Below are 14376 nucleotides of genomic sequence, written 5' to 3'. Positions count from 1 at the left end.
AATATGCCATCATATAAAGAGTTATTAGCTCAGCGCGAGCAATTAGATAAACAGATTAAAGAGGCGATTGCCCATGAAAAAGCAGATGGCATTGCCAAGGCAAAAGCGATTATTGATCAATATCAGTTGAGTGCAGCGGATCTATTCAGTCGTAAAGCAGGTTCTGGTACCCGCAGTGGTGGCAAGGTGGCCCCAAAGTATCGCAACCCTGCTAACGGTGAAACCTGGACTGGTAGAGGCAAAGCCCCCAAGTGGATCGAAGGTAGAGATCGCTCTAGCTTTTTGATCTAAGTTATTGAATTATTAGCACTATTTATTTCTAGTGCAATGTTTTAAAAAGCCATCACCCCCAAGGTTGATGGCTTTTTGCTTATTAAAGCCAATTAAGAACTAAGGCATTTTCTCGCTAAAGCTTCAATAAATACCGTTTCTAGGTTTTCTAGTCTCGATTTATTAGTAAAAGTATTATCCAGATCCCCATTTGTCGCTGGATAGGGGATGATTAAGGGATTTTGCTCAATCAGCCCTCTCTCCAGTTCTTTTTGGATATCTTGGGTATCTTTAGGGTGCAATGCTGCCCTAACACCGGTATTTTCTTCTGCCAAGCTCACAACCCCAGGGTGAAGTTTGATAAATCCCTCATCGACTAAGATCGGGGTATGTTGGGTATCTTTGCTTTTACTTAAATAGTGAATTAAATGAACTTGTTCAACCGGCGGTATCAGCGCATCTAGAAAGATGAGATCGGGTGCTAGCGAGACGGATTTCATCAATCCCTCCAAGCTGTCGATAGCAATTTCCATTTCAACTTTGAGTTGCCAGGTCTGGAGTGCTTCTAAAAGCTCCAAGCTGTTCTCAGTTCGCCTAAAAATCCCCATAGCAATGCACTTTTGAGTGGATTTTTGTCGCATTGCCCGTTTCCGTCGTTGCAATTGCTGTTCCAAGGAACTGGCCAGAATGCGACGATGACCTCCGCGGGTCTTCCAGGCAATTAACTCGCCTAATTCCACCATTTTTTGGACCGTTCCTAGGGAGACTTGGAGGACTTTTGCGCTCTGACGGGTGCTGAGGTATTCCATTCCTGGTGTGATTTCTTTCATATTTCCTTCATTTAAGGTGTGAATTGGAGATTTAAAGAATAAAAATCAATTTCATTTGAATCTGTCATCCATTCCTGAATACTGAGTAGGAAAGTTCTGATTCACGAGCCAGAAATAGGGAAAAGCCTTAGTAATTGACGGGTTATCCGTGTTAAATTAACGCAGTAGTAAACGTATTTGCATAGATCAATTCGTGGACTGGTGAAGCCAGAAAACGAGAGGTTATAACCACAGTTTTTATTCGGGAAACCCGATGAAAGGTGAGCATCATGATGCAGGACCAAAGAGATAACTCGTATCTCTTCGGGGGGAATGCCCCCTATGTAGAAGAACTCTATGAATCCTATTTGCTAGATCCTGGCTCAGTCGAGGATCATTGGCGAAATTATTTCGACAGCGTGAAGCAAGTGCCAGCCGTTGATGGCTCATCCATGAAGGATATTGCTCATGCTCCTATCGTGGCTTCTTTTGCCGAGCGCGCCAAACAAGGCCCGATTAGAACGGTTTCCGATTCTGCCGACTCCGAGATGGGTCGCAAGCGTGTCGCAGTTCAACAGCTCATTGCCGCCTATCGCAATGTGGGCAATCGTTGGGCAGACCTCGATCCTTTAAAACGCTCTGAGCGTCCAGATATTCCTGAATTAGACCCAGCGTTTTATGGCTTTACCGATGGCGATATGGATATCGTCTTCAATACCAGCAATACTTTCTTCGGCAAGTCCGAAATGACTTTGCGTAATTTATTGCAGGCTTTGCGGGAAACCTACTGCGGCACCATTGGTGTTGAGTTCATGTTCATCGCTGACCAAAAGATCAAGAAGTGGTGGCAAGAGCAGTTGGAATCCATTCGTTCGGCTCCCCAATTTAATGTGGATGAGAAGCGCCAAATCTTAGACCGCTTAACTGCTGCAGAAGGTTTGGAGCGCTATCTCTCGGCAAAATATGTCGGGCAAAAACGGTTTTCACTAGAAGGTGGAGACAGCTTCATCCCATGTATGGATCAATTGATTCGTCAGTCTGGTGCAGAGGGCGTGCAAGAGATTGTGATTGGTATGGCGCATCGTGGCCGCTTGAATGTCTTGGTGAACGTACTGGGTAAGATGCCAAAAGATTTGTTTGCTGAGTTTGAGCATACTGGCCCAGAAAATCTACCTGCTGGCGATGTGAAGTATCACCAAGGTTTCTCCAGCGACATCTCCACACCAAGTGGTCCCGTCCACTTGTCTTTGGCATTCAATCCTTCCCATTTAGAAATCGTCAATCCTGTGGTTGAGGGTTCTGCGCGGGCCCGTATGGAGCGTCGTGGCGACATGCTAGGCAAGCAGGTGTTGCCTGTATTGGTGCATGGTGACGCTGCGGTAGCCGGTCAGGGCGTAGTGCAAGAGACGCTCGCGATGTCTGAAGTACGTGGTTATTCCACGGGCGGCACAGTGCATATTGTGATCAATAACCAGATTGGCTTTACCACCTCTGATCCGCGTGATTTGCGCTCAAGCCTCTATTGCACCGACATCATGAAAGTGATCGATGCCCCGGTATTGCACGTCAATGGCGATGATCCTGAAGCAGTAGTACTAGCGACCAAGTTGGCTTTAGACTTCCGCACTCAGTTCCACAAAGATGTAGCGATTGATATTGTTTGCTTCCGCAAACTGGGTCATAACGAGCAAGATTCGCCTGCGATGACTCAGCCTTTGATGTACAAAATTATTGGCGCTCATCCTGGCACCCGCAAGTTGTATGCAGACAAGTTAGAAGCGCAGGGTGTTCTTACAGCGGGTACCGGTGACCTCATGGTCAAAGAGTATCGTGCTGCGATGGATGAGGGTAAGCAAACCTCAGATCCAGTCTTGAGTAATTTTGTTGGCAAATATGCCGTGGACTGGTCACCATTTCTAAATAAGAAATGGACTGACGAAGCTGATACTGCCATTCCGCTGGCTGAGTGGAAGCGTTTGGCGGAGAAGATCTCTGCAATGCCAAATGATTTCAAAGTACATCCCTTGGTGGAGAAGGTGCTGAATGACCGCGCTGCTATGGGTCGTGGCGAAGTGAATGTGGACTGGGGTATGGGCGAACACATGGCCTTTGCCTCATTGGTAGCGAGCGGTTATCCAGTGCGCTTATCGGGTGAAGATAGTGGTCGCGGTACCTTCACGCACCGTCACGCTGTATTGCATAACCAAAACCGCGAGAAGTGGGATACCGGAACTTATGTTCCCCTACAGCATGTCACCAAAGATCAAGCCCCCTTTATTGTGATTGATTCCATTCTGTCGGAAGAGGCTGTGCTTGGATTTGAATACGGCTTTGCTTCTGCAGAACCCAATACTCTAACCATCTGGGAAGCGCAGTTTGGCGACTTTGCCAATGGTGCTCAGGTTGTGATCGATCAATTTATCGCTTCAGGTGAAGTGAAGTGGGGTCGTGCCAATGGCTTGGTGATGATGTTGCCCCATGGTTATGAAGGTCAAGGCCCTGAGCATTCATCTGCCCGTCTTGAGCGTTTTATGCAATTGTGTGCTGATACCAATATGCAGGTGATTCAGCCAACGACTGCAGCGCAGATTTTCCATGTTTTGCGTCGTCAGATGATTCGTCAGTTCCGCAAACCGTTGATATTGATGACACCGAAGTCGCTCTTGCGGAATAAAGAAGCCTCTTCACCACTGATTGAATTTACAAAAGGCAAGTTCCATACAATTCTCTCCGAACGTGATGAGAGTATTGATCCCCAGAAGGTGACGCGTCTTTTAATGTGTTCAGGCAAGGTTTACTATGACTTGGCTAAAGAGCGTACTGACAAGAAAATTGGTGATGTGGCGATTATTCGCCTCGAGCAACTCTATCCATTCCCACATAAAGCGCTGACAGCAGAATTGAAGAAGTATCCCAATCTTGCAGAGGTGGTGTGGTGTCAAGATGAGCCTCAAAACCAAGGAGCCTGGTTCTTTGTTCAGCACAATATTTTGGAGAATATGACTGAGGGTATGAAGTTGGCTTATGCCGGACGTCCTGCCTCTGCTTCACCTGCAGTGGGTTATGCACATCTCCACCAAGAACAACAGAAGTCATTAATCAATGCAGCATTTGCCAAACTTAAAGGTTATGTGATTACGAAGTAATCGTCCACATAATCTCAACCCATATTTTCTAGGAATCATCATGGCCATATTTGAAGTGAAAGTCCCCCAACTCTCTGAGTCCGTTGCCGAAGCAACCCTTTTGCAATGGAAAAAGAAAGTCGGCGAAGCAGTCGCGCAAGATGAAATCTTGATCGAAATTGAAACCGATAAGGTCGTACTAGAAGTTCCTGCTCCGTCTGCTGGAGTGCTGACGGAAGTTTTGGTTGGCGATGGTGGCACAGTCGTTGCCGAGCAATTGATCGGCAAGATTGATAGCACTGCAGTAGCAAGTGCTTCTCCAGCCGCGGCAGCAAAAGCTGCTGCACCAGCTGCGAAGCCTGCCGCATCCAGCGTCCCTGCATCTACTGCTCCCGCGGCAGCACCTTCTGCAGCCAAGTTAATGGCTGAGAACAACGTGAGTGCAGCCCAAGTGGCAGGCTCTGGTCGTGATGGCCGAATTACTAAGGGTGATGTTCTTAATGCCGTATCTGGTGGCGCTAAATCTAGCGTAGCCCCTTTGCCAGCAGTGTCGATTCCTTTGGGTGATCGTCCTGAAGAGCGTGTTCCCATGACCCGTTTGCGCGCCCGTATTGCGGAGCGCTTACTCGAGTCCCAAGCCAACAACGCTATTTTGACGACCTTCAATGAAGTCAATATGGCGCCGGTGATTGCCATGCGCAATAAATACAAGGACATTTTTGAAAAGACCCATGGTGTGAAATTGGGCTTCATGTCCTTTTTCGTGAAGGCCGCTACACATGCTTTGAAGAAGTTCCCCTTATTGAACGCTTCAGTAGATGGCAATGATATTGTGTATCACGGTTACTTTGATATTGGTATCGCAGTGAGCTCGCCACGAGGTTTGGTTGTGCCGATTTTGCGTGATGTCGATCAAATGAATCTGGCTGATATTGAGAAGAAGATCGCTGAGTTTGGTGCTAAAGCACGCGAAGGTAAATTGACGATCGAAGAGCTTACTGGTGGTACTTTCTCGATCTCCAATGGTGGTGTGTTTGGTTCAATGCTTTCAACGCCAATCATTAATCCTCCTCAATCCGCGATTTTGGGGATTCATGCGACGAAAGATCGTGCTGTTGTTGAGGATGGCCAAATTGTGATTCGTCCAATTAACTACTTGGCGCTCTCTTATGACCATCGCATTATTGACGGTCGCGAGGCAGTACTTGGCTTAGTCGCCATGAAGGAAGCTTTAGAAGATCCTTCACGTCTTTTACTTGATCTGTAAGCGAGGACTCTATGAGTAAATCATTTGATGTCCTCGTCATTGGTGGCGGTCCTGGTGGATACATTGCAGCCATTCGTGCGGCGCAGTTGGGCTTTAATGTTGCTTGTGCTGAATCCAATGCCTATGACGACCCCAAGGGCGAGCCTCGTTTAGGCGGTACTTGTTTGAATGTCGGCTGTATTCCTTCCAAGGCATTGCTTGCTTCATCGGAAGAGTTTGAGAAGATCGAGCTCCATGCGGCGGATCACGGCATTCAGGTTGGCTCTGTCAGTATGGATACCAAGAAAATGATTTCTCGTAAAGATGAGATCGTGACCAAGATGACTGGTGGTATTCAGTATCTGTTCAAGAAGAACAAGATTACTTTGTTAAAAGGCCATGCCTCATTTGAAGGCAAGAGCACCGATGGCTATCAAGTCAAAATTGATGGCAAGGAACAAGAAACTTTTACTGCAAAGCATGTGATCATTGCTACGGGTTCTAAAGCCCGTCATTTGCCAGGCATCGTTGTTGATAACAAACTGATCTGTGATAACGAAGGCGCTCTCAAGTTTGATGTCGCTCCCAAGAAATTGGGCGTGATTGGTGCTGGCGTGATTGGCCTTGAGTTAGGCTCAGTTTGGCGCCGCTTAGGTGCTGAGGTCACCATCCTCGAAGCCATGCCAACTTTCTTAGGCGCATGCGACCCTGGTATCGCCAAAGAAGCCCAGAAGTTATTTGCGAAGCAAGGTTTAAATATTCAGACCGGCGTGAAGATTGGTGAAGTGAAGGCTGATAAGAAGGGTGTATCGATTCAGTATGCCGATAACACTGGTAAAGCGCAAAAGCTGGATTGTGACCGTTTAATTGTTTCCGTTGGACGCGTACCTAATACTGATCAGTTGGGCCTAGATAAAATCGGCCTGAAGGTTGATGAGCGTGGTTTCATTCCGATTGATGATCATACTTGTGCGACTTCGGCGCCAGGCGTATATGCGGTTGGAGATGTTGTGCGCGGCCCAATGCTGGCTCATAAAGCCGAAGATGAGGGCGTTTTGGTTGCTGAGATCATAGCTGGTCAAAAACCCCATATTGATTACAACTGCATTCCATGGGTCATTTATACCGATCCTGAGATCGCTTGGGTTGGTAAGAACGAACAGCAACTCAAAGACGAGGGCCGTGCCTATAAAGCAGGTCAGTTCCCATTTGCTGCCAATGGTCGCGCATTAGGCATGGGGCGCTCTGATGGTTTTGTGAAAGTGTTGGCCGATGCCAAGACTGATGAAATCTTGGGCGTTCATATCATTGGCCCTAATGCATCGGATTTAATTGCTGAGGCGGCAGTCGCCATGGAGTTTAAGGCTGCAGCGGAAGATATTGCTCGGATATGCCATCCACACCCTAGCTTGTCTGAGGTGGTTCGTGAGGCGGCACTTGCGGCAGATCAACGCGCCTTAAATATGTAATTGAAAGCGATCGAGTATTACCAGCAAGAGTTAAAAGCGCGCGGGTATCACACTGATCCCGCGCAGCTGCGTGCAATCGAGCGTTTGCAAGCCTGCGAGGATCAGTGGGTAGACTATAAGCAGGTTCGTAGTAATCAACTCAAAAAGAAACTGTTTAGACCTGCTTTACCTCGCGGCATCTACTTGTGGGGTGGCGTTGGTCGAGGTAAATCCTTTTTGATGGACTGCTTCTATGCGGCATCCCCTTTAGAAAAAAAGATTCGGATTCATTTTCATGAATTCATGCGAGAAGTTCATCGTGAATTGCATGAGTTATCTGGTCTCTCTGATCCACTGGATGAGTTAGCCAAAAGAATCTCTAAGCGCTATCGCTTGATCTGTTTTGATGAGTTTCACATCAACGATATTGCTGATGCCATGATTCTGTATCGATTGCTAAAAGCGTTATTTGAGGATCGCGTTCAGTTTGTCATGACTTCGAATTACCGACCCGATCAGCTCTATCCCGATGGCTTGCACCGTGATCGTCTACTGCCCGCCATTCGTCTGCTAGAAGATAAATTGGATATTTTGAATGTCGATGCAGGTAACGATTATCGCCGGGTACAAATGGAGCAAGTTGAGGCCTACTTGACACCCATTGATTCGCAAACTGATCTGAAGCTTCTCAACATGTTTTATGCCTTGATCGGCAATCAAGCTGAAGATCCAAATCCGGTTCTCTATATTGAATCCCGTGAATTACTGCCATTGCATATGGGTGATGGTGTGGTGTGGTTTGATTTTCAAACGCTCTGCTGTGGGCCGCGTTCTCAAAACGATTATTTAGAGCTTGCCAAGCAGTTTCATACCGTGATTCTCTCTGGCGTACCTTATATGCCACCGCGTTTAACGAATGAAGCCCGTCGTTTTATTTGGCTGGTTGACGTTCTATATGACAATAAAAATAAGCTAATTATTTCAGCAGCTGTACCTCCAGCAGAGCTTTATACCGAGGGTCAAATTACCGCTGAATTCTCAAGAACGGTCTCTAGATTGCTTGAGATGCAGTCTAGGGACTATTTAGATGCGCCACGACGAGTGCATTCGAGCGCCTTGACCTAAAATAGACTGATGTCCCACATATCTGACCTTAACGCTGATCTTCATTGTCACTCTGTCATCTCAGATGGCACTTTGACCCCAGAAGATTTGGCTCAACGCGCTTATGCTAATGGTGTGCGCCTCTGGTCCTTAACCGATCATGATGAGTTAGGCGGTCAAGAGCGGGCTCGCGCTGCGGCTCAGGCGATTGGTATGGACTATGTTGGCGGGGTTGAGATTTCGGTTACGTGGATGGGGCAAACCATTCATATTGTTGGCCTTGGTATCGATGCAAAAAATCCCGTTTTGGTAGAGGGCTTGCGCGAAACCCGTGATGGTCGCGGCAAACGCGCTCAGCAAATTGCAGATGCCTTATCCCAAGTTGGCATTGCAGGTGCATATGAAGGTGCCTTGCATTTTGCAGGTAATCACGATTTGATTTCACGTACGCACTTCGCTCGGTTTTTGGTAGGGCAGGGCATCTGTCGCAATACCGAAACTGTTTTTCAGAATTATCTCGTGGAGGGTAAGCCAGGCTTTGTGCCTCATCAATGGGCTAACCTTGAAGATACTGTGTCATGGATTAAGCAAGCGGGCGGTGTGGCAGTGATAGCGCACCCAGGCCGCTATGACTTTACAGCCATGCAAATGGATCAACTCTATGAGCGCTTTAAAGATTTTGGCGGAGTCGGGATCGAAGTCATCACCGGAAGTCATACTCCAGACCAGTATCAAACCTACGGCAAGATTGCCCAGAAATATGGTTTCATGGCATCACGGGGTTCAGATTTTCATGACCCAGGTGAGAGCCATATGGATCTGGGCTCTTTACCATTATTACCGAGTAATCTAACACCGGTATGGTCGGTATTTCACTAATCATTCACGATATCAATAAAGATCACCATGTTTGCTGAACGCGTTCTCTCTGGCATGCGCCCTACGGGCAATTTGCACCTTGGCCACTATCACGGCGTATTAAAAAACTGGGTCCGCTTGCAAGCAGAGTATCCCTGCTTCTTTTTTGTTGCAGATTGGCATGCCCTCACTACTCACTATGAAACCCCAGATGTGATTGAGCAGTCCGTTTGGGATATGGTAATTGATTGGTTGGCTGCGGGTGTTGATCCAAATCAGGCGACGCTCTTCATTCAAAGCAAGGTGCCTGAACATGCAGAGCTATTCTTATTACTAGCAATGGGAACCCCATTGGGCTGGTTGGAGAGAGTGCCCACCTACAAGGATCAAATTGAAAAGCTCAAGGAAAAAGATCTGCAGACCTATGGCTTCTTGGGCTACCCTTTATTACAGTCTGCCGATATTCTGATCTACCGTGCCCAATTTGTTCCTGTTGGTGAGGATCAGGTACCGCACGTAGAGATGACGCGTGAAGTAGCGCGTCGCTTTAACTACCTTTACGGCCGTGAGGCAGGCTTTGAAGAAAAAGCCTTAGAGGCAGTCAAAAAGCTGGGCAGCAAACGCGCCAAAATGTATGCAGAACTTCGAACTGCTTATCAAGAGCGTGGTGATGATAGTGCGCTTGAGCAAGCCCAAGCCCTTCTGCAAGATTCACAAAGCCTATCGATGGCTGACCGTGAGAGATTATTTGGATTTTTGGAGGGTGCGCGCAAAATTATTCTTCCAGAGCCACAAGCGCTATTAACTGCTGCCTCAAAAATGCCGGGTCTTGATGGTCAAAAGATGTCGAAGTCTTATGGCAATACCATTAGCATTCGCGAGAAACCGGAAGAGATCATTCGTTCCATGCGTACGATGCCAACTGATCCTGCGCGGGTTCGCAGAACCGATCCGGGCGATCCTGCCCGTTGCCCTGTTTGGCAATTTCATACCGTGTATTCCGATGAAGCCACTAAAGCATGGGCTGAGAAGGGCTGCAAAACTGCTGGTATTGGCTGCTTAGAATGTAAACAGCCGGTGATCGATGCGATCTTGGCTGAGCAACAGCCAATGTTTGAGCGTGCCCAGAAATACTTGGATGATCCCAGTTTGTTGCGCTCGATTATTGCGGATGGCTCCGATAAAGCGCGTAAGGTTGCTCAAGAAACTATGCGCGAAGTACGCGAAGCCATGGGATTGGCGTACGACTAAGCTTGAGCAATAGTCATACCGCTCTTGAAGAGGCGTCACCCTGGATTAGGCGCTTCGTTTCTGCTATCCCAAAAAATGGTGTCGTTTTGGATTTAGCTTGTGGCGCCGGTCGGCATACCCATTTTTTATTGAACGCGGGATTTGCCGTTCTCGCGGTCGATCAAAATATCGATGCCATCAGCCAAGAAAAGTACCCCAGTCTTAAAGTAGCACGCATGGATCTGGAGGGTGAGATTTGGCCCCTGACGGGTAAAGTTTTTTCAGCCATTGTGGTGACTAATTATCTTTATCGACCTTACTTAGCGGAATTGCCAAAAATGCTGACCGATGGAGGGGTTTTGCTCTATGAAACCTTTGCCCAGGGCAACGGCGAGTTTGGGAAGCCTTCCAACCCCGATTTCCTCTTAAAAACAGGGGAATTGCTCTCATTTTCTGCTCAGAATGGTCTGAAAGTTCTGGCTTATGAGGATCTCTATATTGACTACCCCAAACCTGCCATGATTCAGAGGCTTTGCGCCGTAAAAGGCGCTTTGCAGGGGCACATTCCGTTACAATTTCGAGCTTAAACACCTATCTATACGACATCTACATAGTGAGCAGCACTACTTCAAATTCATCCAATAAAAAGCCCATTGCTGGCAGCATGGTCGCTATTGTTACACCCATGCTGGAAGATGGCAGTCTTGATTTCCCAGGCTTGCGTTCCTTGCTCGACTGGCATGTGGCTGAAGGTACCGATGCCATTGTGATTGTAGGAACTAGTGGTGAGTCACCAACCGTTTCAGTTGAAGAGCATTGTGAATTGATTCAGGTTTGCGTCGAGCACATTGCTGGCCGAATTCCAGTGATTGCGGGTACGGGTGGTAATTCGACTAGTGAGGCTATTGAACTAACGCAATATGCTAAGAAGGTTGGTGCAGATGCCAGTCTTCAGGTGGTGCCTTACTATAACAAGCCAACTCAAGATGGCATGTATGCCCACTTTAAAAAGATTGCAGAGTCTGTCGATTTGCCAGTGATTTTGTATAACGTGCCAGGCCGCACTGTTGCAGACTTAGCGGGCGAGACCGTTGTTCGCTTGGCGCAAGTGCCTGGCATGATTGGTATCAAAGACGCGACTGGGAATCTAGAGCGGGGCATGGCTTTGATTGCAGATTTGAAGCGCGCTGGACAAGAACAATTTGCTGTTTATTCAGGTGATGATTTAAGCGCCGTCCTATTAATGCTGATGGGTGGTAAGGGCAATATTTCAGTAACAGCGAATGTTGCACCCCGTTTAATGCACAAATTATGTAAGGCTGCTATGGCTGGCGAGCTTACCCATGCTCGTGAGTTGCAATACCAATTGCTCGCATTACACAAGGCGATGTTCATCGAAGCTAACCCCATCCCTGTGAAGTGGGCTTTATACGAGATGGGCAAGATTGGCCCCGGTATTCGTTTACCTTTGACTCCGTTGAGCCTTGCTTTGCGGGAGCCATTAAAGATTGCATTGAAACAAGTCGGTTTACTATGAAGAGCGCTATGCCATTTTTGAATCGTAATATTTCGTTTTTTCTTGCAGCGCTGCTGATGCTTTCTGCCTTAGTCGGCTGCAAGACCGTGACAAGCAGCGATACAGTTGACTATAAGAAGAGCTCGGGCGAAGTGCGTGGGCCGAATTTGTCTTATCCGCCTGATTTAATTACCGCGCAAGCTGATCGGCGTTATGTTGTTCAGGATGGCACGGCAACGATGTCCGAGTATGTTGCCGCTACCAAGAAGACGGCTCAGTTGCGAGCCAGCGTCATGACTGGCATTCCAGGCATGCGCATCGCTCGCGATGGTGAGCGTCGGTGGCTGGTGGTCGAAAAACCTGCCGCTGAGTTATATCCTCAGATTAAGGACTTTTGGCAAGAGAATGGCTTTTTGCTGACCACAGATTCCCCTTCAACAGGGATTATGGAAACCGATTGGGCTGAGAATCGGCCCAAGGTAGAGCAGGATTGGATTCGTTCAGCCTTAAATAGCGCTCTGGATTCGATTTCGGATACTGGTGAGCGCGATCGCTACAAAACTCGCCTGGAGGTTGTTAAACCCGACGAGACCGAGGTCTACATCACCCAAAAAGGCGCAATTGAAAAATGCGTTTCTGATAGCTCAGGTGACTGCCTTTACACCATCTGGACTACACGCCCAACGGATCCAGAGCTGGAGGCAGTATTTTTGCAGCGTTTGATGGAACGTTTGGGTATGACCCAAGAAATGGCGAAGGCTCAAATTGCGTCTCCTGCAGTAGTCAAAACACCAAAAGCAACTTTAGTTCAAGAGGGGAGTGCTGCGCATATTGACCTAGGCAATAGTTTCGATCGTGCCTGGCGTGATGTTGGCTTGGCTTTAGATCGCTCCAACTTCACTGTTGAGGACCGTGATCGCTCAAATGGAATCTATTTCGTGCGTTATGTGAATCAAAAAGAGACCACTGAAACCAAAGGCTTCTTCTCTAACTTGTTTAGTAGCAAGGATGATTCTGCTTTGAAGGCGAAAAAATATCGCGTGATCGTTAAATCAACTGGTGATGCAAGTTGTAGCGTATACGTGCAGGACGCTGATGGAAAGCCAGAAAATACCCCAGCTGGATTTCAACTCTTAACTTTATTAACAGATCAGTTGAGTCGTTGAACTTGGCTTGAATTCAAGGTAACGCAGACGTAAAAAAAAGCCGCTTGAAAGCGGCTTTTTCTTCAAGAAGGAAATTACTTCTTGTCAGCAGCAGCAGGAGCGGCAGCTGGTGCAGCAGCAGGAGCGGCAGCATTATCAGCAGGAGCTGGTGCAGCAGCAGGAGCTGGAGCAGGAGCTGGTTCTTCTTTTTTGCCGCAAGCAGCTAAAGCGATTGCCAACATAGCAGCGAATACGAGTGACTTCTTCATTTGTAATTTCCTCTTAAAAAGATAAACATCAATTACCGGTAATTGGTGATGGACTATACGCAGGGAAAATCCCTAAGTACTTTCCAGCATTTATTATAGCCAGCTCTTTATTGCTCCTTCGTAAATTCTAGCCAGCCGGATCTATAGGCTTGCAGCAGGCTGGTCTGAGCTTCTTTGCCAATCGGAAAGCCTGCGGGAAGAGCCTTGAATTTACTCAGTTTTTTCCAGGCCTCTCGAGTTTCCTGAGGCTCATTTTGGGTCATATTTTCCCCATTACAAAACACAGATTTACCGAGGCTCAAAATCCGAGTTTGTGGATGAGGCTGCAGAGTATTCTTGGATAGTTTTTTAGCAAATGCTGCCGGGCTGATATTAGCCCTGCCCACAAAAATGGCTTGTGGCTTAGGCTCGCTCAAGTAGGCCGTTATTCCTGGTAGAAATGTATGGATGTCTTGGAGCTGGAGATCACTGAGTTTGGCCTCAAGCTGTTTGATAAGTTCGATTGGTAATTGTTCTGCCTCGTGACTTGCTGTTTGTGAGGGGTCGGCGAAACGGCTTTCTAATTCTGGTAGATCTTCCAAAGACTCAGCAAGACGCCACAAGCCTTCTTGTAGTAGCTCTTTGTAGCTGGGGGAGCGAAACCCGATTGACCAAGTTTGGCAGCCGGGGTCAAGTGCCACTCCCTCATGCGCAATGTGCGGGGGGAGGTAAAGCATATCACCAGGCTCTAAATCCCAAACCGATTCCGCTTTGAAGTTTTTCAAGATCTTCAAAGGTAGTGATGGTTCCAGACTTAAATCGGTTTGCTGTGAAATTTTCCAGCGTCTTCTGCCAGACATTTGAATGAGAAAGACGTCATAGGAATCAAAGTGCGGGCCAACACCACCACCGGGGCCTGCGATGCTAATCATCAAATCATCTAGCCGTGCATCGGGAATAAACCGAAACCATGACAACACCTTGGCGCAAGCCGGATGCATTGCCTCCATACCTTGCAGTAAGAGGGTCCAATTGCGATCTTCCAAGCGGGGTAAATTTTTTTTGCCCAATGGTCCCGTATCAAGGCTCCAGGGCTTGGAGCGGACTAAACGGGCCTCACAATCCTCCGATTGCGCGAGTTTGAAGAGGGTATCTGCAGAAATGGGGCTATCCAAGGCTGCTAGGCCAAAGGCCGGAATAGCAGCTCGAACCAGCAAAGGTTTTTTATGCCAGAACTCCTTCATAAACTCCTGAGGGCTTCTATTGCCCAGTAGAGCCCATTTTTGATCAATCGGTAGCAGTTTTGGGGGGATGGGTGGTTCGTAGGGCTTACTCAAGTAAAATGATTCCTATGTCAAAAGTAGTACTGTAATAGCA

Annotated in this window: 13 protein-coding genes; 10 read left to right on the top strand and 3 right to left on the bottom strand. The window is 47.6% G+C overall.

The window, feature by feature from the left end:
• The first annotated feature begins 3 nt into the window (after positions 1-3).
• Entirely contained in the window at positions 4-291 is a 288-nt protein-coding gene (locus ICU98_RS04970) for an H-NS family nucleoid-associated regulatory protein (protein ID WP_215350975.1), read from the top strand.
• Positions 292-383: 92 nt separating this feature from the next.
• Here ICU98_RS04970 and ICU98_RS04965 read toward each other — a convergent pair whose 3' ends face one another.
• Positions 384-1100, bottom strand: a complete 717-nt coding sequence (locus ICU98_RS04965) for an excisionase family DNA-binding protein (protein WP_215335704.1) — start codon at positions 1098-1100, stop codon at positions 384-386.
• Positions 1101-1369: 269 nt separating this feature from the next.
• Between ICU98_RS04965 and ICU98_RS04960 the strand changes: the two genes are divergently transcribed.
• From ICU98_RS04960 to bamC, 9 genes are all read left to right on the top strand, one after another.
• Positions 1370-4225, top strand: a complete 2856-nt coding sequence (locus ICU98_RS04960) for a 2-oxoglutarate dehydrogenase E1 component (protein WP_215350972.1) — start codon at positions 1370-1372, stop codon at positions 4223-4225.
• Positions 4226-4265: 40 nt separating this feature from the next.
• A complete protein-coding gene (gene odhB / locus ICU98_RS04955; protein ID WP_215350969.1) occupies positions 4266-5471 on the top strand; it encodes a 2-oxoglutarate dehydrogenase complex dihydrolipoyllysine-residue succinyltransferase in 1206 nt (401 codons plus the stop codon).
• Between the two features lie 11 nt (positions 5472-5482).
• The gene (gene lpdA, locus ICU98_RS04950; protein ID WP_215350967.1) at positions 5483-6919 is read left to right on the top strand and encodes a dihydrolipoyl dehydrogenase; all 1437 of its coding nucleotides are present in this window, start codon (positions 5483-5485) and stop codon (positions 6917-6919) included.
• The gene (zapE, locus tag ICU98_RS04945) at positions 6920-8023 is read left to right on the top strand and encodes a cell division protein ZapE (protein ID WP_215350964.1); all 1104 of its coding nucleotides are present in this window, start codon (positions 6920-6922) and stop codon (positions 8021-8023) included.
• A gap of 9 nt (positions 8024-8032) precedes the next feature.
• Positions 8033-8881, top strand: a complete 849-nt coding sequence (locus tag ICU98_RS04940) for a 3',5'-nucleoside bisphosphate phosphatase (protein WP_215350961.1) — start codon at positions 8033-8035, stop codon at positions 8879-8881.
• Positions 8882-8908: 27 nt separating this feature from the next.
• Entirely contained in the window at positions 8909-10111 is a 1203-nt protein-coding gene (locus ICU98_RS04935; protein ID WP_215350957.1) for a tryptophan--tRNA ligase, read from the top strand.
• Between the two features lie 2 nt (positions 10112-10113).
• The gene (locus ICU98_RS04930; RefSeq protein WP_251365301.1) at positions 10114-10677 is read left to right on the top strand and encodes a bifunctional 2-polyprenyl-6-hydroxyphenol methylase/3-demethylubiquinol 3-O-methyltransferase UbiG; all 564 of its coding nucleotides are present in this window, start codon (positions 10114-10116) and stop codon (positions 10675-10677) included.
• Between the two features lie 77 nt (positions 10678-10754).
• Entirely contained in the window at positions 10755-11627 is an 873-nt protein-coding gene (gene dapA / locus ICU98_RS04925; protein ID WP_215353122.1) for a 4-hydroxy-tetrahydrodipicolinate synthase, read from the top strand.
• Between the two features lie 8 nt (positions 11628-11635).
• Positions 11636-12772 carry an outer membrane protein assembly factor BamC gene (gene bamC / locus ICU98_RS04920; RefSeq protein WP_215350954.1) on the top strand — a complete coding sequence of 379 codons (1137 nt, stop codon included), beginning with the start codon at positions 11636-11638 and terminating at the stop codon, positions 12770-12772.
• Between the two features lie 74 nt (positions 12773-12846).
• Here bamC and ICU98_RS04915 read toward each other — a convergent pair whose 3' ends face one another.
• Complete coding sequence (locus ICU98_RS04915) at positions 12847-13020, bottom strand: hypothetical protein (RefSeq protein ID WP_215350951.1); 174 nt, start codon at positions 13018-13020, stop codon at positions 12847-12849.
• Positions 13021-13127: 107 nt separating this feature from the next.
• Positions 13128-14336 (bottom strand): cupin domain-containing protein, encoded by a 1209-nt coding sequence (locus tag ICU98_RS04910; protein ID WP_215350948.1) that lies wholly within the window; start codon positions 14334-14336, stop codon positions 13128-13130.
• Positions 14337-14376: the final 40 nt, after the last annotated feature.

The organism is Polynucleobacter sp. MWH-P3-07-1, from assembly GCF_018687555.1.
In the GTDB taxonomy this organism is placed as follows: Bacteria; Pseudomonadota; Gammaproteobacteria; order Burkholderiales; family Burkholderiaceae; genus Polynucleobacter.
This window is presented reverse-complemented; position numbering and strand designations above follow the sequence as displayed.

Coding starts and splice junctions, on each gene's coding strand:
- ICU98_RS04970 (WP_215350975.1), top strand. CDS start 4: ATGCCATCATATAAAGAGTTATTAGCTCAGCGCGAGCAATTAGATAAA.
- ICU98_RS04965 (WP_215335704.1), bottom strand. CDS start 1,100: ATGAAAGAAATCACACCAGGAATGGAATACCTCAGCACCCGTCAGAGC.
- ICU98_RS04960 (WP_215350972.1), top strand. CDS start 1,370: ATGATGCAGGACCAAAGAGATAACTCGTATCTCTTCGGGGGGAATGCC.
- odhB (WP_215350969.1), top strand. CDS start 4,266: ATGGCCATATTTGAAGTGAAAGTCCCCCAACTCTCTGAGTCCGTTGCC.
- lpdA (WP_215350967.1), top strand. CDS start 5,483: ATGAGTAAATCATTTGATGTCCTCGTCATTGGTGGCGGTCCTGGTGGA.
- ICU98_RS04940 (WP_215350961.1), top strand. CDS start 8,033: ATGTCCCACATATCTGACCTTAACGCTGATCTTCATTGTCACTCTGTC.
- ICU98_RS04935 (WP_215350957.1), top strand. CDS start 8,909: ATGTTTGCTGAACGCGTTCTCTCTGGCATGCGCCCTACGGGCAATTTG.
- dapA (WP_215353122.1), top strand. CDS start 10,755: ATGGTCGCTATTGTTACACCCATGCTGGAAGATGGCAGTCTTGATTTC.
- bamC (WP_215350954.1), top strand. CDS start 11,636: ATGCCATTTTTGAATCGTAATATTTCGTTTTTTCTTGCAGCGCTGCTG.
- ICU98_RS04915 (WP_215350951.1), bottom strand. CDS start 13,020: ATGAAGAAGTCACTCGTATTCGCTGCTATGTTGGCAATCGCTTTAGCT.